Source organism: Chromatium okenii (assembly GCF_002958735.1).
Lineage (GTDB): Bacteria > Pseudomonadota > Gammaproteobacteria > Chromatiales > Chromatiaceae > Chromatium > Chromatium okenii_A.
The window spans coordinates 235,140-254,908 of the sequence record NZ_PPGH01000034.1 but is presented as its reverse complement, the minus strand read 5'-3'; the positions used below and the strand labels follow the sequence as shown (position 1 = coordinate 254,908).

Genomic DNA, 19,769 nt, shown 5'->3' with positions numbered 1-19,769 from the left:
CCTATTTCAATTCTGCTCAGGAAGATAGCACTGGTGCGCGGTTTGGCACATGAATCTCAAGCAAATCAAAGGCAGCGAGCATGGCAACGGCATCGGCAGCCACCGCAGCCGCTTGTAACGCATCTAATCCCAGCGCGATGGCGTCATCAGTCAATCCGATACCCCGGCGAGCCACGCGGATTTTTGGATGGCGCGTCGCCACCAATTCCTCAGTTGCATAAAACAGTTCTTCATACAACTTTTCGCCGGGACGTAAGCCAGTGTAAATAATGGCAATATCGCGCTCCGGCTCGTGTCCAGACAAGCGAATCATCTGCTCTGCAAGATAACGAATCTTGATTGGTTCACCCATATCCAGAACGAAAATCTCGCCACCTTCACCAATCGCTGCTGCCTGCATGATGAGCTGACAGGCTTCGGGAATGGTCATAAAAAAGCGTTCGATTTCAGGATGCGTCACCGTCACCGGTCCGCCCTGTTCGATTTGGCGCTGAAAACGCGGCACGACGCTGCCTGCGGAACCCAGCACATTGCCGAAACGCACGGTAATAAATCGACAGCCGCGCTGCCCGTCGTACAGTTGGCAAATCGCCTCGGCGACACGCTTGGTTGCGCCCATCACATTCGTCGGATTGACAGCTTTGTCAGTGGAAATCAACACGAAGTGTTCACAACCGCTGGCGACTGCTGCTTCCGCGACGATGCGTGTTCCAGTGACGTTGTTGCGCACCGCAGCTCGGACTTGATCTTGCAGCAGCGGGACGTGTTTATAAGCTGCGGCGTGAAACACCAGCGCCGGGCGTTCGTCATGAAATAGCGCAGTGACTGCTGGCGCGTCGGTGATGTCGAGCAGATGCCGCGCAAACCGCATTTCGGGATGGGTTTCCGTCAGTTCGAGCGCGATGCGATACAGATTGAACTCGCCGTTGTCCACCAAAATCAGCCGCGCCGCACCACTGACGGCGAGCTGGCGCACCAGCTCAGAACCAATCGAACCGCCCGCGCCGGTAATCAAAATATCGCGCCCCGCCAAACCCTGCTGCAACGCCGTCCAATCCAACGTGATTTGCTCGCGTCCCAGCAGGTCTTCAATCGACACTGGGCGCAGTTGGCTGAGATGAACTTGCCCGCGCATCACGCCGTGCAATTCCGGCACGGTGCGAAACGGTAGCCCAGTGTGTTCGCAGATTTCGACCAAACGACGCATCTCGCGGGCAGTGGCGCTGGGAATCGCCAGCATCAACAGATCAATGCCCAGTCGCGTCACGATGGCGGGAATCTCGGCTGTTGCGCCCACAATGGGAATTCCGCGCACTTCCGAACCCTGACGATGCAGCTTGTCATCCACAAAACCGAGCGGGATATAGGCTTGCTGCGGATCGCGCAACAAATCTCGCACCAGCATTTCGCCCGCCCGTCCTGCGCCAATAATCAGCACCCGCTGCCCAGCAGATAGCGTGAGGCGATGATCTTTCAGCCAGCGGTAAATCAAGCGCGGGCTGGCGAGCAGCAGCAGTTGCAGTCCGAAATACAGCACGGGAATCGAACGCGGCACCAGCGCCGAGCGATTTACAATGAACAGTACGAATAAAATCAAAGCAGTTCCCGCCAGTGCCGCTTTGGTAATCCGTTCTAAATCCGGCAGCGACGCAAAGCGCCAGACGCCGCGATAGAGTCCAAACAGCCAGTAAATCGTGCCTTGAATCAATATCACCCACGGCAGCGAAGTAAGCGCCCGCTCATAAATTCCGGTGGAATTTGATCGAGATTGAACCGCAGCCAGTAAGCCAGCAGCCAGCTCGCTGGAATCGTCAGCACATCGTGGATGAAAGCGGCAGTACGAGTGCGCAACCGGTCAATCAGTGGGTTCATGGCGGGGAAGTTGTCAGTTATCAGTATTCAGTTGTCAGTGGAGCAGTGTGCGACAACTGGCAGCGATGATGAAATGGCGCTGCGTTCGACCAGCATGACGCGCCAGTGAATCAGCACATAAATGACTGCCCACGCAGTGAGCAGCAACCATTGTTCCGCTGGGGGCAATTGCGGTGCGGCAACTGCGCACCCTGCCGCCGTTGTCATCAGCGCGTAACTGCGCAGCAGTGTGGCGCGGCGACTCCAGCCAGCGAGCACCAGCCGCTGATAATGATGCGAACGGTGCGCTTCCCAGAGCCGTTCGCCGCGCCGCAGTCGGTGCAATAACGTCCAAGTTGCATCAACGATGAACGGCGAAAATGCCAGCCACGCTGCCCACAGTGGAAATAAACCGCGTTGCTTGCCCCACAGCGATAAACCGCGGCGAGCAAACCCAAACTCGCCGCGCCAATATCACCGAGAAAAATCCGCGCTGGCGGGAAATTGCCGGTTAAAAATCCCAACGCGGCAGCGGCGATGCTGCCTGCGATCAGCGTAAACACCAGATCGCCGCTAATTCCGCCGAGCAGCGCCAGCGCCGTAAATCCGCTCACCGCCATTCCGCCAGCGAAACCGTCCAAGCCGTCCATGAAGTTGTACAGGTTAATCATCCACATCACATAAAGCAGGGTTAAACCGCTCGCCAGCAGCGACGGCAGCGCCAGCGTCAAGCCCGGCAATTCCAGCGTTGACCAATTTAATCCGTTGAAAATCAACAGCCCCGCTGCGCTGCCGTGCGCCAGCAGTCGCACCACTGGCGACACTTGCCGCACATCATCCAGCAGCGAAATGCTCGCCACCAGCACCAGCGCCGCGCCGATCCCCAGCAATTCAGGCGTCATCATGTCAACACCGAGCAGCAGTGCTGCAAGCAGCGGCACACTTCCACCGCATAACACCGCCACTCCGCCAGTGCGCGGAATCGGACTGCTGTGCAGTGACCGCGCATTCGGTTGATCGAAGATTCCCCAGCCAGCCGCTGCGCGAAGAATCAGCCAGCGCGTGGTTGCCGCACTGAGCAGCAGCGCCGTGAGTGGAAGCAGCGCCAGCGTCAAGCTCATGCGAGCTGGCGCACCAAACCGCGTTCCACTTCATCCCTGCAGGCGCGATCTTGTAATAACTCAATCAATTGCAACGCAAAATCCATTGCCGTGCCCGGCCCGCGACTGGTGATGACATGCCCGTCAACCACGACCGGCGCAGCGTTATTAAACGTCACCTGCGGATAATCCGCTGCTGCGACGCAACCGGGATAACTGGTCGCCGTTTTGCCGTCGAGCACTCCGGCATGAGCCAACACCGCTGGCGCGGCGCAAATCGCAGCGGCATAACGCCCAGCAGCGTGCTGGCGCTGAAGCAGCGCAATCACTCGCGCATCCTGTTGTAAATGGGTTGCGCCGGGCAATCCGCCCGGTAACACAATCAAATCAAACGTTTGGTCAAGCACGGCATCCAGCGTGGTATCGGCGAGGAGCACCACGCCTCGGCTGGCGGTGACGGGTCCGGGTTGCAGGCTGGCGGTGGTGACGGTGATGTCAGCGCGGCGCAGTAGGTCAATCAGCGTGACGGCTTCCAATTCTTCGCAGCCCGCAGCGAGCGGAATCAATGCAGTTGGCATGGGTGAATCATCTCCAGTTGAAACGGCGTTAGGGTTTGCTGGCGCGGTTGAGAATCGTCAACCCTTTGAGCACCGTCAGAGCTTCGGAAAGCTGAAAATCTTCTGCAATCAACAATTTTCGGCAGTTTTTTCGCGTTTTGGCGTTATCGGCTGCGGGCGTTTCTGCGCGGGTCGTTTGTTCAAGATGACGCGCCAAATCTGCTTCCTTCACCGTACCCAAATCCTGCTGCGTGAGCGGTTTGAATTCGCCATGTTCAAGGCGAATGTCCGGCGTAATGCCCTGCGCCTGAATCGACCGCCCCGACGGGGTGTAATAACGCGCAGTCGTTAATTTGAGTCCGGTCGTGGCACTGAGCGGCATGATCGTTTGCACCGAACCTTTGCCGAACGTTTGCGTGCCCATAATCAGCGCCCGTTTGTGATCCTGCAACGCGCCCGCGACGATCTCAGATGCCGAGGCACTGCCGCCATTCACCAGCACGATGATCGGCGCACCAGCGAGCACATCATCCGGTTCGGCTTTGAATTCAATGCGACTTTCGGCGCTGCGCCCTTGGGTGTACACAATCAGCCCGTCAGTTAAAAACGCATCACTGACACCAACTGCGCCGTTCAACACGCCACCGGGATTGTTGCGCAAATCCAACACTAAACCGCGCAGCGTTCCGCCGTTGTCGCTTTTCAATGCCTCAATCGCTTTGAGCATGTCGTCAGTGGTCGGCGCTTGGAAATTGGCGAGGCGGATGTAGCCGAAACCGGGTTCCAACGTCCGGCTTTTCACGCTTTGCACCTGAATCACTGCCCGTTCTAACGTCAATTCAAACGGCGGTTGATTGTCGCCGCGCATCAGCGTGAGGCGAATTTTGGTGCCCGGCTCGCCGCGCATCAGTTTGACTGCCTCGTTCAAACTCAAGCCTTTGACCGCTTTATCGTCGATGCGCACGATCAAATCGCCAGACTGAATGCCAGCGCGTTGGGCTGGCGTGTCGTCGATCGGCGCGATGACTTTGACTAAACCATCATCTAAACCAACTTCAATGCCCAGTCCGCCAAACTCGCCGCTCGTGCCCATTTGCAGATCGCGGTATTCCTCGGCGTTGAGATAAGCCGAATGTGGATCAAGACCACCGAGCATTCCGCGAATCGCGTTCTCAATCAGCGATTGATCCTGCGCTTCTTCAACGTAATCATCTTTGATGCGCCCGAATACGTCGGCAAAGGTGCGCAGTTCGTCTAGCGGCAAGGTGGATGTTGGCGGAGTGACGGGCGTTTTCATCCGCCACTGCGCCAGCATTCGGCAAAGTCGCCAAGCTGATGAGAAATCCAACGCGAAAGAGAGACCGCAACGAACGAGAGATCATGGTATTTACTCGAAGTTTTTCAGTGGATTAAATGAGAATTGTCGGTTTGATTTAAGTCGAGATGCAGCGCGGCATGTTCGGCTTTGCTGGCGCTGCGACACCAGACGCTGGGATCAACCGGTTGACCGTGATGACGAATCGCAAAATACAGCATTACTTTGTCGCGTCCGCCGCTGTTGCCAGCGAGCGCGATGTCTTCACCCGTGGCAACCCATTCGCCGAGTTCGCGCAGCAGCGCCTGATTTTGACCGTAAAGCGTCATAAACCGTCGCCGTGATCGAGAATCAGCAGCAACCCGAAACCGCGCAGCCAATTGGCATAAACCACGCGCCCGTCGTTCACTGCCCGCACCACTTCACCTTCTTGCGCTGTCAGCAACACGCCATCCCAGCGCAGTTCGGAATTGTTTTCCTTGGGTGCACCAAAGTTCACCAGCACGCGCCCCTCCAACAACGGCCAAGACAGTTTACCTTGACGCTCTCGAAACGGCGGACGTTGGATGTCCAATTCTGCTCGAATCTCCGCCCGCTGGCGCAGATGCTCGACCAGTCGCCGCAGTGAATTGGCATCTCGGCGCAGCATTTGCAAATTTTCAGCACGGCTGGCAATGCTCGTTTCGAGCTGTTTAAGAATTTGCGCCCGTTCTTCTTTCGCAACTTCCAATTGCTGGCGCATCGCTTCTTTGCTCTGCATCAATTCCGCCAACCGCGCCACTTCTGCTCGGTTTCGCGGACTAAATCCGCAATGTGCTCGGCGTGTTGTTTGACCGACAAAATGCGGCGCACGCGCTCCCGATTGAAATAGGCGAAATAAGAGAGCATTCGGCTGGCTTGTGCCGGGTCTTCCTGATTGAGCAACAGCCGTAAACGATCCGCTCGTCCCATGACATAAGCGGTGCGCAGCAGTTCAGTGAGCATTTCCTGTTCTTTTTCCAATGCTGCTGTTCTTCGGCTTGTCGGGCTTTTAATTCATTGGCAGCGCGAGTTTTTTCTTTGATGTCACGTTCAAGATCGCGGGTGCTCAGACTCAATTCTGCAACGGCTTTTTCCCGCGCCTGAAGGTCGGCAATCAGCGCCACGCGCTCGGCTTCCCGCCCGATCAACTCAGTGCTGATGGTTTCCGCTTGTTTTTCGATGTCACTAAGTTCTTGATTATGCGTACTAATAGAGGGATCAAGTTCATCTTTCGCGTGACTGATTGCGGTCAGCCCGCAGCCGCCCAGCCAAATGAACCAACAGATCATGCGCAGATGCGAAGTGTTAATGATGAAGAGGTGGATGCGGTGACGGAATGTAGAAACCAATCGACGGAACTGGGAACGTGGCATCGATAACAACCAGATGATTCAAAACCTAAATGCCGCCGACCAAGCGTTAGATGGTTTCGCAGTCGGTTAGAAAGCGTTTACCATTATCAAGGTCAGATGATAAATCGCAATAGATACAGTTAACCAACCTGAACGGAGTCTCAATCAGAGTAATTTTGATGACCAGCCATTCGCCCATTACTTCCCCTTCGCCGTTGATTTTGAATCGAGCAGATTATGATCGCGCAGATAGCGACCTCCTCGCCGATGATCACGATATTGATCGCGCTTCGCGGTCGTTGAAAGCCATGTCACACCCGCTGCGCTGAAAATTCTCTGCACTCTGGGCGAACGTGAAATCAGTGTGCAAGACATCGTGGATCAAGTGGGCACGTCACAAAGCAATATCTCGCAACATCTAGCGATTCTCCGCGATAAGGGCATTCTCGCAGCGCGTAAAGATGCCAATCGGGTGTTCTACCGTGTCAGCGATAATCGCACGTTGCGGTTAATCGGTATGATGCGCGAAGTGTTTTGTCATCACGTTCGGTGATAGCGCAAATGTTACTCACTGCGTTTGCTGCGTTCATTGCGCACTTTCATGTAGACCAAAGAGCAGATCAATGTCGTTATTTTCTCAACTCATTGAATTTTTAGGTAATCACTGGTTTTTATTCGTGGCGCTGGCGGTCATTGTCGCGCTGTTGATTCACAATCTTATTGTCGGCAATCAAGGCAGCGTCGGTCCGCTGGAAGCGACGGAAATGATGAATCATCAGGATGCAGTGGTGATTGATGTGCGACCGGCAGCGGATTACGCCAAAGGGCACATTCTCGGCGCGATCAATCTGCCCATAAATGGTTTTGGCAATCAATTGGCGACGCTGAATAAATATCGCGGCAAACCGATCATCATCAACTGCCGCTCCGGTGCGTCGTCATCAATGGCGTGTGGGCAGTTGCGCAAAGCCGGTTTTGAAACGGTTTACAATCTTCAGGCGGCATCATGGCGTGGGAATCCGCCGGTCAGCCGCTCACCCGCAAAACCCAAAAACATTAACTCTACAATTTTATCAGAGACTTAACGCATGTCAGAGCAAGAACAGCAAACTCCAGAACGGCAGTTTTCCGTGCAGCGCGTCTATACCAAAGATGTGTCGTTTGAATCGCCCAACGCGCCCGAAGTGTTTCGTGGCGAATGGAAGCCGAAACACGATCTCAATATCAATACCAAAGTGACGCAGCTTGATGCCGCGTTGTATGAAGTCGCGCTGGCCGTCACGGTCACTGCGAAAACTGGTGAGGATAAAGTCGCGTTTATCGTCGAAGTGCAGCAGGCTGGTATTTTCAGTTTGAGCGGATTTGCTGAGAGCGAACTCGCACCGATGCTCGGCGCATATTGCCCAGCGTTGCTGTTTCCGTATGCGCGAGAAGTGGTTTCTGATCTCGTGGTCAAAGGCAGTTTTCCGCAGCTCGTGCTCCAACACGTCAACTTTGATGCGCTATTTGCCCAGCATCAGCAGCAGGCTGCGATGGAACAGGCAGCCGCCGACGGTGTGAAACATTGAGCAGCATTTCCGCCAGCGCCACGGTTGCGGTGCTCGGCGCTGGGTCATGGGGCACGGCGCTGAGTTTATTGTTATGCCGCAATGGTCATCAAGTGCGGCTGTGGAGCCACGATGCAGCACAGATCGACGCGCTGCAACGCGATGGTGAAAACCGGCAATTCCTGCCCGGATTTCCGCTGCCGCCAGCATTAACGCCGACGACTTCGCTCGATGCAGCACTGGCTGGCGCGACCGATTGTTTACTGGTCGTGCCTAGTCATGCGTTTCGGCAAGTGTTAACGCTGTTGCCAGAACGTTTGCCAAACGACAGCGGAATTGCGTGGGCAACCAAAGGTTTAGAACCAAAAACCGGACAATTGCTGCATCGGGTCGCGCATGACGTGCTGGGCGTGAATCGTCCGCTGGCGGTGGTTTCGGGACCGAGTTTTGCGCTGGAAGTCGCACGGGGTTTGCCGACCGCAATCACGGTCGCTGCGAATCAAACCGCATTTGCTGACCGCATCGCTCATCTGTTGCACAGCGAACGTTTTCGCGCCTACACCAGCAGCGACATCATCGGCGTTGAAGTGTGCGGCGCAGCAAAAAACGTGCTGGCGATTGCGACCGGCATCGCTGACGGTCTGGGTTTTGGTGCGAACACGCGAGCGGCGCTGATTACTCGCGGTTTAGCAGAGCTAATTCGCATTGGCACGGCGCTGGGCGGACGAGCAGAAACCTTCATGGGTTTGGCGGGAATGGGCGATTTGGTGCTGACTTGCACCGATAATCAATCCCGCAATCGGCGAATGGGGCTGGCGCTGGCGCGGGGAATGAACGTGACAGCGGCGCTGGCAGAAATCGGTCAAGAAGTTGAAGGCGTGGTGACAGCGTTATCGGTGCACACGCTGGCAGCATCGCTCGGCATCGAAATGCCGATCAGCGAGCAGGTGTATCGCGTTCTTTATGAACAGGTTTCACCGGAACAGGCAACGGCGGCGTTATTGGAACGGGAGCCAAAACCGGAATTGGGTTAAGACTTTTACAATTCATAAAACGCCGTTTCAAACTGGAATGGAATCCGTAAAAAGCAAGGTTTTTGTGACTTCAGCATCTGATGAAAACTTAATCAATGCGGATTTATTGGCTGACATTGTTTCCGTGTCAAAAGCAACGCTATTAAAATGGGAAAAAAGCGGCAAAATAAAGCCACTGCTTTCTGTGAATGGTAAAAAAAAGTATAACCTAAACGAACTAAATGAATTTCCCGAAATTCGGGCAATGCTAGAAAGTTCTTGGGATGTTGAAGAAAAAATTAGACCAGTTAGAAATTATTCATCTATTGAGCTATTTGCAGGTGCTGGTGGATTGGCTATCGGTCTCGAAATGGCAGGATTTGAAGCAATTGCGCTCAATGAGTTTGACGCAAACGCCTGTAATACACTCCGAACGAATCGAGTGAATTGGAATGTCATTGAAAGTAATATTAGAACTACTGATTTTAAACCATTCAAGGGCATTGATTTTGTTGCGGGAGGCTTTCCTTGCCAAGCATTTTCTTATGCAGGAAAACAGCTTGGATTTGAGGATATAAGAGGGACGTTGTTTTTTGAATTTGCTCGTGTAGTGAAAGAAACACAACCTAAAGTTTTTCTGGGAGAAAACGTTAAAGGGTTGCTTCAACATGACGACGGTAGAACGATTGCAACAATCAAAAACGTTATCGCAGCCCTTGGTTATACGTTAATTGAACCTAAAGTATTGAAAGCAATTTTTTACAAAGTACCACAAAAACGTGAGCGTTTAATGTTGGTTGGAATACGCAACGATTTGGTAAAGTATGCAAGTTTTCAATGGCCAGCTCCCTATAAAAAAATAATGGTTTTGAGAGATGCGCTTAAAGCTGGGGAGTTATACCAAAATGACGTTTCTGAATCGCTTGGTCAAAAATATCCCCAACGAAAAGAAGAAATACTCAAACTGGTTCCGCCGGGAGGTTATTGGCGTGATTTGCCAGATCATTTACAGCGAGAATACATGCAAGGAAGTTATTTGCTTGGCGGTGGAAAAACAGGAATGGCGAGACGACTTGCGTGGGATGCACCAAGTTTAACTTTGACTTGCAGCCCAGCACAAAAACAAACAGAACGGTGTCATCCAGAAGAAGATAGACCGCTTTCGGTGAGAGAATATGCGCGTATTCAAACATTTCCCGACGATTGGGTTTTTTCTGGCTCCATCTCAAGTCAATACAAACAAATTGGCAACGCTGTTCCTGTAAATTTAGCTCTCGCAATAGGAAGAAGTTTAATTGCATTGTTCAATAGTATTGAAGCAAAAATTGAAGTGAAAGATACCCATATTAAATTTACAACATCAAAGCAATTTAGTTTATTCACTGAAGAGTCAGAAATGCTCAACCGAACGGTTCAAAACCACGCTATTTAGCTCTACGTTAGGCGAAATGATTTTATTCAAAATGAATGTGTAAAAAAGTTGTCGCCACGATCAACGCGCCGCGCCCGCAAATCCCAGTTGCCGCCACGCTTCAAATGCCACAATTGCAATGGCGTTGGACAAATTCAAACTGCGGTTGTCGGGCATCATCGGCAGATAAATGCGTTGTTCCGCTGGCACAGCAGCCAGCACCGCCGCTGGCAATCCGCGAGTTTCCGGACCGAACAACAGTGCATCATTGGGTTGATAACGCGGGACGGTGTACGCGGTTTCGCTTTTGGTACTGACGGCAAACAGCCGCGCTCCCGCCAATTGCGCGAGGCAGCAGTCAAGCGATTGATGCACCTGCACATCCGCCCATTCGCGGTAATCCAAACCCGCTCGCCGCAACAGCCGATCATCCAGCGTAAACCCAAGCGGTTCAATCAGATGCAGTCGTGCTCCGACATTGACGCTTAAACGCATTGCATTTCCAGTATTGGGTGGAATTTCTGGTTCGTAGAGAATGAGATTAAACATCTGATTAGATTGTGGATTCTGAAAAATCAACGGAAAATAGGCGGGTTGTTCTCTGTTTATCAACGCATGGTATATTAGCAATGCGATTAAAATTCACGTCACAATTGAATGAGGACATCATCACATGAGCGACATCGCCGCCCTGAAAATCGAAAAGCAAACGCTGATTGACAAGATGCTGGAAATGCAGCAGCAGTTCATCGCCTACGAACACGAGCACGGCATCACCGGCAAGGATTATTGGGCATCGACCGAAGGATTGCTGGCGAATTATCGTCAGGAATACATCGACATGGCCAATCGCGTGGTGGATATCGCCCACGAGATCGTCGGTTCAGTGCGTTAACTGACTGATTTTTGTTTTGATAAAAAACCCGCGTCATAACGCGGGTTTTTTTATGCCGCGAATTTGGATTACCGCAAATGTTCAATATATAGTCGATCCAGCGTAAAATGATACGCAAAATCAGTATAACGCTTTGTTTTACAAAGACTAAATGCGGTAAATCTACTTTAGATCAACTATATTTTGGGCTGCCATGCAGCGTTAATTGCACTACTTGCGTTGCGTCCTTTAAAGTTTGTTACGCAATTGAAAAATCAAACGACATTAAGATCAGCTTGTGTTTGAGCTAACGTTTTTGCGGTCGCTTGTAACAAGGGAGTTAATGCACTTGTTTTATTGATCATGTCTTGGCGTAAGCGTTGAAGTTCAGCCGCGCCAGCATTGAGGGCAATTTCAAGAGTGCGCTTACGGGTTGCAATCTTTACCCGCACAGCATTTTTATCAGCTTCGGTTACTGCAAGATGCGGATTGAAGACAAAACGGCGTTCACAAGCTTTTTGCCAGTCCACTACGGCTCGCGTTAAGACTTCGCCGAAACCTTTTACCGCAAAAACCTTGTCCCACGTTACATCTGCTGCCGTCTCAATCCCAAATGACCGCAAGGCGGCTTTTTTGGCTAGACCAACCTTGGAAATGGTTGCAGCATCAATGAAGTGGCGTTCTAAAAATTGGTGCTTTTGTCGTGCTTCCGCCGTGGTATTTAGGTGAGTAATTTCAGTTTTTTCCCGTTCTGGCAATTGTTGATACTCATCTCGCAAACGGGCAAGTTCCTGTTTCTTTTTATTAAACATTTCAGGACTGATTTCGTGCTGCACTCGTGCGACGATCTGATCATAAGCTTGCTGCGCAACATCCCGAGCAGCTTTTCGTTTCACTTGTTCGGTTTTTCGTTCAGTTCCGCCAATATGCCCGACAGATACCCACCCCCACCAAGCTCCGCCTAGAATCAGAAACCATGCTGCGACAGCGACAGTCAAGAGCCAGAGCGTAATCCCTGCAATGGTGATCCACAGGACGAACCGAATGAAGGTTATCTTTATGCCTATCGGTGGTAAGCGAATTGGAGTAACTGCAATTGCAGCCACATTCGGGATACTGATGGCTGAAGGTGCAGGAACCGCTTCAATTGCAGCCCAGACTTGCGCTAAAACAAACCCGGTTGTTCCTGTGGGAATAACACGCACATTTAGAAAATAGACAACACCTTGGTTTTCCAACGTACACCACGGACATTGACCTGAATGATTAGGATAGACATGCATTGGAGTAGCGGCACAGCACTTCAATTGCTTCCTTAACCAGTCTAAGGCAGTTACCCATTGCTTGGCGTTAGGACGCTCGCCCTTAGCCCCGATTTCAGTAAATGCCGCCATAAACATCGACTGTATGGCATCCGGCACAATGGTGATCGGGATAGATTTCGGCGGTGGTTTAAATCCGCGTTGCTGCCCATCTCGCGCATAGGCGTAGCGGAAGGCTTGAATATCTTTTTCCAAAGCCTCGCCCGCATCGGCGCGAAGCGGCACACCGGAGTAGGGATGCCGACCTCCAAAAAGTAAGTGAAAAATCAACAACGCCAAACCGAAATTATCGTGATTGCTACTGCGGGGTATCCGATCAAACGACGCCACGCCTTGGAGTTCAGGAGGTGTGAAATGGGCAACACCGACTTTGCACAGGTGTACTGTGCCGTTAGCGTTAATCTGGAACGAATCAGTGTCAATCAGCACTACTTTACTGTCAGTGCTAACCAGCACATTACCTTGGTTCACATCACCCAGCACATGCCCGTGGTGGTGAATGGCAGCAAATGCTGCCGCCATGTTGCGAGCAGTAAAAAGCAGGAAATCCCAAGCCGCGTGAGGATGTTCTTGGCGACGGTGGGCGGGGCTATACAGCATATGAATCGGCACCCACCCACTCACTTTCGGCATCAGAAACCCAACGACCGGTCCATTGTGGATTTTGTGCAACGTTTCTTGAGGCCAAGCTGCATAACTGAGCAGTTCTTTATCTGCCGTCGTCACCATAAAGCGCAGTTTGGCTTGCTTGCGGGTATCCGGTGTGTGATGCGCGTTGTATAACTTAGCAACTAAATGATGGTGCTTTTGTATCTCATAAACACTTCCCTCACCACCCTTGCCAAATTCCCGCCCGATCTCAATTGTCGCGCCCGCACCCGTGACAAATGTTTGCGTCATGGAGCACCTAACCGACCCAGTGCGCCAGCACTAAGGTCTTATCATCGTCGGTTCGTTCGTTTACGGCTGAACTGTTCAAAAACTGCTCCAATGCAATTTTGAGGTAGCGTTCTTGCCTTTTCCTAGCCGTTGCCAAAATCGTAAAGAACGGAATAAAGAACGGTTCATAGGCGGTATTGGTTGCCATATTCAAAGCCAACCGTTGGATGCCATCAGAGAAAACCGCGATTTTATCGGCGCGGCTAGGTAGGACGGACACGGCGAGCACACCAATCGCGTTTTGGTCAGTTACAAAGTTGGTCATGTTGGCATACTCACCAGTCATTGGTGTGATAGGCACTTCCAGCCCATTACCCACATCAACCACGATTCCACCATCGCCGATTTGCATTAACAAGGTTGCAGAGGGAGATGCGACCACGCCTAAGAACGTACAGGCATAGTCACGAGCTTTTGCGCCTTGCTGATCCGCCGCCGCATAAATTTTCTCCCGCACTGCGTTAATGCACTCCACCGCCCATTGGTCATTAAAAACAAACTCTGTCAGGGCATAGTTTCGACAAACAAATGCCGTGGCAGTTTTAACAGCCAATTTCGCGCCAATCCCACCATAAGTAGCACTTCCAGCACCGTCCGCCACAAAAATTGTCAGAAGAGGTGGCTTGGACGGATCGGTTTTAATTTGCGCGAGACAACTATCTTGGCAGTCTGTTCCAGCAATTGCGTGGGATGTTCCAACAGCAGAGGCGGCAACGACTCGCCACGTCATACAGAAGCCCAACCTTGCGGCGACTGCAACGGCACTTCCATGCCCGGCGTGGACTGGGATACCGAGCGCAGGGAACTTGACAACCAACTAAACAGATCACGAAATCGCAATCCATCTAAACGCAGCGGTTCCCGAGCACTGATTTGTTTCAAAATGCTCATATTTGCCCCTTCTACCCCAATAGCGAAGAAGGCAAAAGATTTAGACACTTCACCTTCTCGAACTGCCAAAGCCGCAGATTGCCATTCATCCGTCGGACCACCATCGGTAATCAAAAACACCCACGGGCGATAGTAGGAAATCCCATTCACTCGGTATTCCTCTTTACGTTGGCGCACCATATCTAAACCTTGCTTGATTGCTGACCCCATGGGCGTATCACCTTGGGCAGTCAAGGTCGGAGGATGGAACATCGCTGCGCCTTGAAATGGTAAAGCAATTTGCACCGGTCCAAAGGTCACAATACCGATTTCCACCCGTTTCATCGCCAAGGCATCTGCTGCTAATTCGTCCTTAAAAGTGGTCAAACCAGCATTCAATTCAACAAGCGGTTTCCCCCGCATCGAGCCAGATACATCCAGAAGCAATAAGCAAGGGCAACGTGGTTCAGGGTTGTCGGCAAATTCAGTAGTGCTGAAGGAAATTTGTTCGATCATTACGATCTCTCCGTTTGGTGTCTGTTTACTGCTTTTTCATACCCAGTCAACGCAAATGTTCAATATATTTTGGGCTGCCATGCAGCGTTAATTGCACCGCAGAACCACTGGCAACAAACGGCGCAGCAATTCCTTCAAATTGCAATTGACAGCGAATATGCCCGCGACTGACTAATGGAATTGGCACCATATCGCGGTAAGTATAAATGTTGTCATCAAGATCACCACCTAAACACCGCACTGCACCTTCCGGCAATTGCGATTCTAATACCGCTTCCTCTAATACCAATTCTCCCGCTTGCCACCAGCGCGTCCGCTCGGCGGAACCGGTTAGCGTTTTAATTAAATCAGCGCGAGCAATGCGCAGCCGTAAATAACCATGCTCCAATTCAATTGCTGAAAATTCACAATTGGTTAGCGTTAAACTAAAACTGTCCACAATTATTCCTTATGCGTTGTTGATTCGGGTTCCGCTTCGTTTTCAAGGCGCAATTCTTTAATTTTTCTGGTCAAGGTATTGCGTCCCCAGCCTAAACGTCGCGCCGCTTCTTGTCGCCGTCCCGCCGTATGTTCTAATGCCACTTGAATTAAAATCCGTTCAAAGGTTGGCAATGCCGTATCTAATAATGCTTCCTGCTGTTGCGTCAGTCGTTGCCGCGCCCACCGCCGCAGCGCCGGTTCCCAAGCCTCATCATCCGTTGTTTCTGCCAATAGCGGATTCAATTCTGGCGGCAAATCTTCGGCATGAATTTGTTTACCCGCTGCCATGACCGTCAACCACCGCGCCGTGTTTTCTAATTGCCGCACATTGCCGGGCCAATCCAAACGTTGTAATTGTTCAATCGCAGTCGGTTGTAATACTTTCGGTTCACAGCTTAATTCAATTGCGGCTTGCGCGAGAAAATGCCGCATCAATAATGGAATATCTTCGCGGCGGTCGCGCAGCGCCGGCAGGTGAATACGAATGACATTGAGGCGATGAAATAAATCTTCGCGGAATCGCCCTTGCTGCACCAGCGTTTCTAAATGTTGATGCGTCGCGGCGATGATCCGCACATCCACCCGCAGCGGCGCGACGCCGCCCACCCGATAAAACGCGCCATCGGCGAGCACGCGCAGCAGCCGCGTCTGCATTTCCGCCGGCATATCGCCGATTTCATCCAAAAATAGCGTCCCGCCGTCGGCTTGCTCAAACCGCCCTTCCCGCCGCGCCTGTGCGCCAGTGAACGCGCCGCGCTCGTGCCCAAATAGCTCAGATTCGAGCAAATCACGCGGAATTGCCGCCATATTCAACGCAATAAACGGTCGTTCGCTGCGCGGGCTGTGGCGATGCAGCGCGTGCGCAACCAGCTCTTTGCCAGTGCCCGATTCGCCGTTAATCAAGACGGTGATGTGCGAACGCGCCAGCCGCCCAATCGCTCGAAACACCTCCTGCATCGCGGGCGCTTCGCCAATGATGTCGGGCGTTTTCACGGCGGCAACCGTCTCGGTGCGCTCCTCGCGCCCACGCCGACAGGCTCGCGTCACCTGCGCAACGGCATCATCTAAATCAAAAGGTTTGGGCAGATATTCAAATGCGCCGCTATTAAAAGCGGAGACGGCGCTATCCAAATCGGAATGCGCAGTCATTATAATAACCGGCAATTGCGGATAGCGGGCTGAGAGTTGTTTTAATAAATCAAGCCCATCAATACCGGGCATTCGGATGTCGCTGAGAATGACATCAGGCTGTTCATGTTGCAGTGCTTCTAAAATACCAACGCCATTAGAAAAACAGGTGACGTGCATTGCCGCTTTGCGCAGCGCACGATCTAATACCCAGCGAATTGAACGGTCATCGTCGATGACCCAAACTTTCGGTTCTTGCGCCATGCGCCGACTCCAGTGGCAAATAAACAGTAAACGTGGTATCGCCGGGGCAACTGTCGCATTCAATTAAACCGCCGTGTTGACTAATCAATTCCTGCGCAATTGGCAGCCCCAATCCACTGCCACCCACGCGCCCGGACACCATCGGGAAAAAAATCTGATCGCGGATGTCGGCGGGAATACCCGCGCCATTGTCGTGTACCTGCGCTTGTAATACCAAACGATGCCGTTGATTGCCGAGTGTGAATTGGCGCAATACGCGGGTTTTTAATTCAATTTGCCCCTGTATTCCGGCAGCGGCAGCGGCATTGCGCACCAAATTAAGAAAGGCTTGAATTAAACGGTCGGGATCGGCGCGGCAGTCGGGAATACTCGGATCATAATTGCGCACAATCGCGGGGCCAGCGGGCGATTCCGCCAACATCAGGCTGCGCACATGTTCGAGCACGTCGTGAATGTTGACGGCGCGGCAACTGGGCAGCCGATTCGGGCCGAGCATTCGATTCATCAGCGCCTGCAAGCGGTCGGCTTCATCAATGATGATGCGGGTGTATTCGCGCAAACTCGCGTCCGGCAATTCTTGCTCCAGCAATTGCGCCGCACCGCGCAGCCCACCGAGCGGATTTTTAATTTCGTGCGCCACCCGCGCAGCAGCGTTTGCGTCGCCTGATGTTGCGAGAGCAAATGTTCCTCGCGGGTGATCCGCAACTGCCGATCCACCTGATTGAGTTCGACCAACAGCGCCCCGCCGTCATCGCTCGGCGCGAGCGGCAACACGGTGCAATTCACGGTTTTGGTGCGCCCGTCGGCGACGCAGATATTGACCTCGCGCTCGGTGAACGGATGGCGAGCAGCGAGCGCGGCGATCAAGCGTTGTTCGACATTGGTATCGGGCACGGCAGCAGCGCGGCAGCCGGTTGACCGATGAGATGACGGGCGCTGATTTCAAACAACATTTCAGCGGCGGGGTTGAGATAAGTCAGGCGCAGCGTCTGGTCAAAGAGCATCACCGCTGTATTGAGATGATCGAGGATCATCCGTTCGAGAGTGGCAGCGGGCTGGGTTGTCATCTGAATGATTTTTCAATTGTTGGCATTAAACAGTTCATCTACTGTTAAACCAATATCTTTAGCGATTTGTCGAAGCATCACTGGCGAAACATCGCGCCCAGCATGAAATGATACGGTTGTACATCTACCATCTTGATGCCGGAATTGTTTATGAGAACCGCGTTGTCGCGTTTCTTTAAATCCCAGTATTTCAAGCAGCGCAATCACTTCACGGGGTTTAAGAATGGGCAGATGTCCCATTTTAAGCAATGACGATATTCTGAGTGCCGATAAATTCGGCTTCTAATGTTGGTTCACCATCTTCAAGCAACATGGCAATGACTTCTTGAAGATTGTGATTGAGTTCATCCAGTGTTTCTGCTTGCGAATGCGCCCGCGAAAGCCGGGCACAAAACCAACGTACAGCCCAGTATCTGGACAGCGTTCAATAATTGCCGTGTAGGTTTTCATTGGATAACAGCGGGATCAAATGTTGAAATAAAGTGAGTGCAGAATTGGCGCATCCCTGCGCCAGCAATCAATTCCGTGCGAATTACAAGCTGTAATACATATCGAATTCAACCGGATGCGTGGTCATGCGCAGGCGTGACTTCAGTCATCTTCAGCGCGATGTAACTGTCAATCAGATCATCAGTGAAACGCCGCCGACGGTGAGGAAATCCCGATCTTTATCCAGAGCTTCCAATGCCATATCCAACGAATGACAGACGGTTGGAATGGCTTTTGCCTCTTCGGGTGGCAGATCGTATAAATCCTTATCCATCGCATCGCCGGGATGAATGCGGTTTTGAATCCCATCCAAACCCGCCAACATCATTGCCGAAAATGCGAGATATGGATTGCCGGTTGAATCAGGGAAACGCACTTCAATGCGGCGACCTTTCGGGCTGGCGCTGAATGGAATGCGAATAGATGCGAGCGATTGCGAGCAGAATACGCCAGCATCATCACCGGGCTTCAAAGCCGGGCACTAACGCTTATACGAATTGGTGGACGCATTCGTCAGCGCATTCAAAGCGCGAGCATGTTTAATAATGCCGCCAATGTAATACAGCGCGGTATCGGATAAACCGCCGTATTTATCGCCAGCAAATAAGTTATTCCCGTCTTTGCTCAACGATTGATGAACGTGCATTCCTGTGCCGTTGTCCCACGATTGGCTTGGGCATGAAGTCGCAGTTTTGCCGTAAGCGTGAGCGACGTTTGAATCACATATTTGGTGATCTGATTCTTGTCAGCGCGACGCACCACGTGTCAAAGCGCGTGCCGATTTCGCACTGCCCAGCGGTGGCGACTTCGTGATGATGCACCTCGACCGGAACGCCCATTTCTTCCAGCGTCAAACACATCGCAGCGCGGAGATCGTTGAGCGAATCGACTGGCGGCACGGGGAAATAACCGCCCTTCACGCCCGGACGATGTCCCATGTTGCCATCGGGGAACACGCGCTCGGAATTCCAACCGGCTTCCTGCGAATCGAGCTTGCAGAAGCAGCCGCTCATATCCGCGCCCCAACGCACGTCATCAAACACAAAGAATTCTGGCTCGGGCCAAAAAACGCGGTGTCGGCGATGCCGGTCGATTTCAAATACGCCTCAGCGCGTTTGGCGACCGAACGCGGATCGCGCTCGTAACCGGTCATCGTCTCCGGCTCCAAAATGTCGCAGCGAATAATCAGCGTATTTTCATCGGTGAACGGGTCCATCACCGCCGTGTCAGCTTCTGGCATCAACACCATGTCGGAGGCTTCAATGCCCTTCCAGCCGGCGATTGACGAACCGTCAAACATCTTGCCGTCGCGGAACATCTCCGCATCGACGACGCTGGCAGGCATGGACACATGCTGTTCCTTGCCGCGAGTGTCGGTAAAACGCAGGTCAACGAATTTGACTTCGTTGTCTTTAATCATCTGCATCACATCGGTCATTCAGTTTCTCCGCTTGTGGCTAAAAAAAGCGTCGCAAGCGCGGCGACGCCCAACGAAATTGCTCGACTGGCAACATTAGCAATCATAGCGCCAAAGATTGCCAGATGATTCTGCTTAGACCGCGCCGGTCGCAGCGCCAGCTCCATCGCGCTCAAATCGTGCGCCGCGCCAGCACTGCGCCCCAAAACTGCGCAGCGCGTTGTCGTTTTAACGAA

At 52.4% G+C, this 19,769-nt stretch carries 20 protein-coding genes and 5 pseudogenes; 6 read left to right on the top strand and 19 right to left on the bottom strand.

Translation table 11 applies throughout. The features are described 5' to 3' along the window. Nucleotides 1–16 precede the first annotated feature (16 nt). From CXB77_RS07265 to CXB77_RS21500, 8 genes and pseudogenes are all read right to left on the bottom strand, one after another. Nucleotides 17–1,714: a polysaccharide biosynthesis protein gene (locus CXB77_RS07265; RefSeq protein ID WP_242445532.1), complete on the bottom strand. Its 1,698-nt coding sequence runs from the start codon at nucleotides 1,712–1,714 to the stop codon at nucleotides 17–19. Beyond that, nucleotides 1,711–1,872: a hypothetical protein gene (locus CXB77_RS21520; protein WP_242445531.1), complete on the bottom strand. Its 162-nt coding sequence runs from the start codon at nucleotides 1,870–1,872 to the stop codon at nucleotides 1,711–1,713. Before CXB77_RS21520 ends, CXB77_RS07265 begins: the two co-directional genes overlap by 4 nt. Nucleotides 1,873–1,899: 27 nt before the next feature. Further along, nucleotides 1,900–2,079 (bottom strand): hypothetical protein, encoded by a 180-nt coding sequence (locus CXB77_RS21515; RefSeq protein ID WP_242445530.1) that lies wholly within the window; start codon nucleotides 2,077–2,079, stop codon nucleotides 1,900–1,902. Further along, nucleotides 2,079–2,972, bottom strand: a complete 894-nt coding sequence (locus CXB77_RS07260; protein WP_242445529.1) for a glycosyltransferase family 4 protein — start codon at nucleotides 2,970–2,972, stop codon at nucleotides 2,079–2,081. Before CXB77_RS07260 ends, CXB77_RS21515 begins: the two co-directional genes overlap by 1 nt. After that, entirely contained in the window at nucleotides 2,969–3,529 is a 561-nt protein-coding gene (locus CXB77_RS07255) for a DJ-1 family glyoxalase III (RefSeq protein WP_105073361.1), read from the bottom strand. The genes CXB77_RS07260 and CXB77_RS07255 overlap by 4 nt, the downstream gene beginning before the upstream one ends. 28 nt (nucleotides 3,530–3,557) lie before the next feature. Beyond that, nucleotides 3,558–4,823, bottom strand: a complete 1,266-nt coding sequence (locus tag CXB77_RS07250) for a S41 family peptidase (protein WP_172452583.1) — start codon at nucleotides 4,821–4,823, stop codon at nucleotides 3,558–3,560. Nucleotides 4,824–4,909: 86 nt separating this feature from the next. Then, nucleotides 4,910–5,472 (bottom strand): annotated as a pseudogene (locus CXB77_RS23670) (murein hydrolase activator EnvC family protein). Nucleotides 5,473–5,582: 110 nt separating this feature from the next. Then, nucleotides 5,583–5,825 (bottom strand): hypothetical protein, encoded by a 243-nt coding sequence (locus tag CXB77_RS21500; protein ID WP_242445526.1) that lies wholly within the window; start codon nucleotides 5,823–5,825, stop codon nucleotides 5,583–5,585. A 679-nt stretch (nucleotides 5,826–6,504) separates the two neighbouring features. On the opposite strand from CXB77_RS21500, the pseudogene CXB77_RS07240 reads away from it, so the two are divergent. From CXB77_RS07240 to dcm, 5 genes and pseudogenes are all read left to right on the top strand, one after another. Continuing rightward, nucleotides 6,505–6,749: pseudogene (locus tag CXB77_RS07240) on the top strand (ArsR/SmtB family transcription factor). Between the two features lie 70 nt (nucleotides 6,750–6,819). Next, nucleotides 6,820–7,256: pseudogene (locus CXB77_RS07235) on the top strand (rhodanese-like domain-containing protein). A gap of 28 nt (nucleotides 7,257–7,284) precedes the next feature. Further along, nucleotides 7,285–7,764, top strand: coding sequence for a protein-export chaperone SecB (gene secB / locus CXB77_RS07230; protein ID WP_105073360.1), 480 nt, complete (start codon nucleotides 7,285–7,287; stop codon nucleotides 7,762–7,764). Then, complete coding sequence (locus CXB77_RS07225) at nucleotides 7,761–8,777, top strand: NAD(P)H-dependent glycerol-3-phosphate dehydrogenase (protein ID WP_197711024.1); 1,017 nt, start codon at nucleotides 7,761–7,763, stop codon at nucleotides 8,775–8,777. The genes secB and CXB77_RS07225 overlap by 4 nt, the downstream gene beginning before the upstream one ends. A 37-nt stretch (nucleotides 8,778–8,814) precedes the next feature. Next, nucleotides 8,815–10,188 carry a DNA (cytosine-5-)-methyltransferase gene (gene dcm / locus CXB77_RS07220; RefSeq protein ID WP_105073359.1) on the top strand — a complete coding sequence of 458 codons (1,374 nt, stop codon included), beginning with the start codon at nucleotides 8,815–8,817 and terminating at the stop codon, nucleotides 10,186–10,188. Between the two features lie 60 nt (nucleotides 10,189–10,248). Here the strand turns inward: dcm and CXB77_RS07215 are convergent, their stop codons facing one another. After that, on the bottom strand, nucleotides 10,249–10,716 hold the full coding sequence (locus CXB77_RS07215) for a tRNA (cytidine(34)-2'-O)-methyltransferase (protein WP_105073358.1): 468 nt from the start codon (nucleotides 10,714–10,716) through the stop codon (nucleotides 10,249–10,251). Between the two features lie 124 nt (nucleotides 10,717–10,840). Between CXB77_RS07215 and CXB77_RS07210 the strand changes: the two genes are divergently transcribed. Then, on the top strand, nucleotides 10,841–11,062 hold the full coding sequence (locus tag CXB77_RS07210; protein WP_105073357.1) for a hypothetical protein: 222 nt from the start codon (nucleotides 10,841–10,843) through the stop codon (nucleotides 11,060–11,062). A 254-nt stretch (nucleotides 11,063–11,316) separates the two neighbouring features. On the opposite strand, the gene CXB77_RS07205 is transcribed toward CXB77_RS07210, so the two are convergent. From CXB77_RS07205 to CXB77_RS24545, 10 genes and pseudogenes are all read right to left on the bottom strand, one after another. After that, nucleotides 11,317–13,263, bottom strand: a complete 1,947-nt coding sequence (locus CXB77_RS07205; protein WP_105073356.1) for a helix-hairpin-helix domain-containing protein — start codon at nucleotides 13,261–13,263, stop codon at nucleotides 11,317–11,319. A gap of 7 nt (nucleotides 13,264–13,270) precedes the next feature. Then, a complete protein-coding gene (locus CXB77_RS07200; RefSeq protein WP_105073355.1) occupies nucleotides 13,271–14,032 on the bottom strand; it encodes a PP2C family serine/threonine-protein phosphatase in 762 nt (253 codons plus the stop codon). Then, nucleotides 14,029–14,688, bottom strand: a complete 660-nt coding sequence (locus CXB77_RS07195) for a vWA domain-containing protein (protein ID WP_105073354.1) — start codon at nucleotides 14,686–14,688, stop codon at nucleotides 14,029–14,031. Before CXB77_RS07195 ends, CXB77_RS07200 begins: the two co-directional genes overlap by 4 nt. 46 nt (nucleotides 14,689–14,734) lie before the next feature. Next, nucleotides 14,735–15,127 (bottom strand): hypothetical protein, encoded by a 393-nt coding sequence (locus tag CXB77_RS07190; protein ID WP_105073353.1) that lies wholly within the window; start codon nucleotides 15,125–15,127, stop codon nucleotides 14,735–14,737. A 2-nt stretch (nucleotides 15,128–15,129) separates the two neighbouring features. After that, nucleotides 15,130–16,560, bottom strand: a complete 1,431-nt coding sequence (gene ntrC / locus CXB77_RS07185) for a nitrogen regulation protein NR(I) (RefSeq protein ID WP_105073352.1) — start codon at nucleotides 16,558–16,560, stop codon at nucleotides 15,130–15,132. After that, nucleotides 16,523–17,627: pseudogene (gene glnL, locus CXB77_RS07180) on the bottom strand (nitrogen regulation protein NR(II)). The gene ntrC and the pseudogene glnL overlap by 38 nt, the downstream one beginning before the upstream one ends. A 12-nt stretch (nucleotides 17,628–17,639) precedes the next feature. Next, nucleotides 17,640–17,867, bottom strand: coding sequence for a type II toxin-antitoxin system HicA family toxin (locus CXB77_RS07175; RefSeq protein WP_105073351.1), 228 nt, complete (start codon nucleotides 17,865–17,867; stop codon nucleotides 17,640–17,642). A gap of 382 nt (nucleotides 17,868–18,249) precedes the next feature. Continuing rightward, nucleotides 18,250–18,843: pseudogene (locus CXB77_RS24555) on the bottom strand (hypothetical protein). Beyond that, a complete protein-coding gene (locus tag CXB77_RS24550) occupies nucleotides 18,836–19,159 on the bottom strand; it encodes a hypothetical protein (protein WP_431520710.1) in 324 nt (107 codons plus the stop codon). Before CXB77_RS24550 ends, CXB77_RS24555 begins: the two are co-directional and overlap by 8 nt. Further along, nucleotides 19,126–19,554: a glutamine synthetase beta-grasp domain-containing protein gene (locus CXB77_RS24545; RefSeq protein ID WP_242445525.1), complete on the bottom strand. Its 429-nt coding sequence runs from the start codon at nucleotides 19,552–19,554 to the stop codon at nucleotides 19,126–19,128. Before CXB77_RS24545 ends, CXB77_RS24550 begins: the two co-directional genes overlap by 34 nt. Between the last annotated feature and the right edge of the window lie 215 nt (nucleotides 19,555–19,769).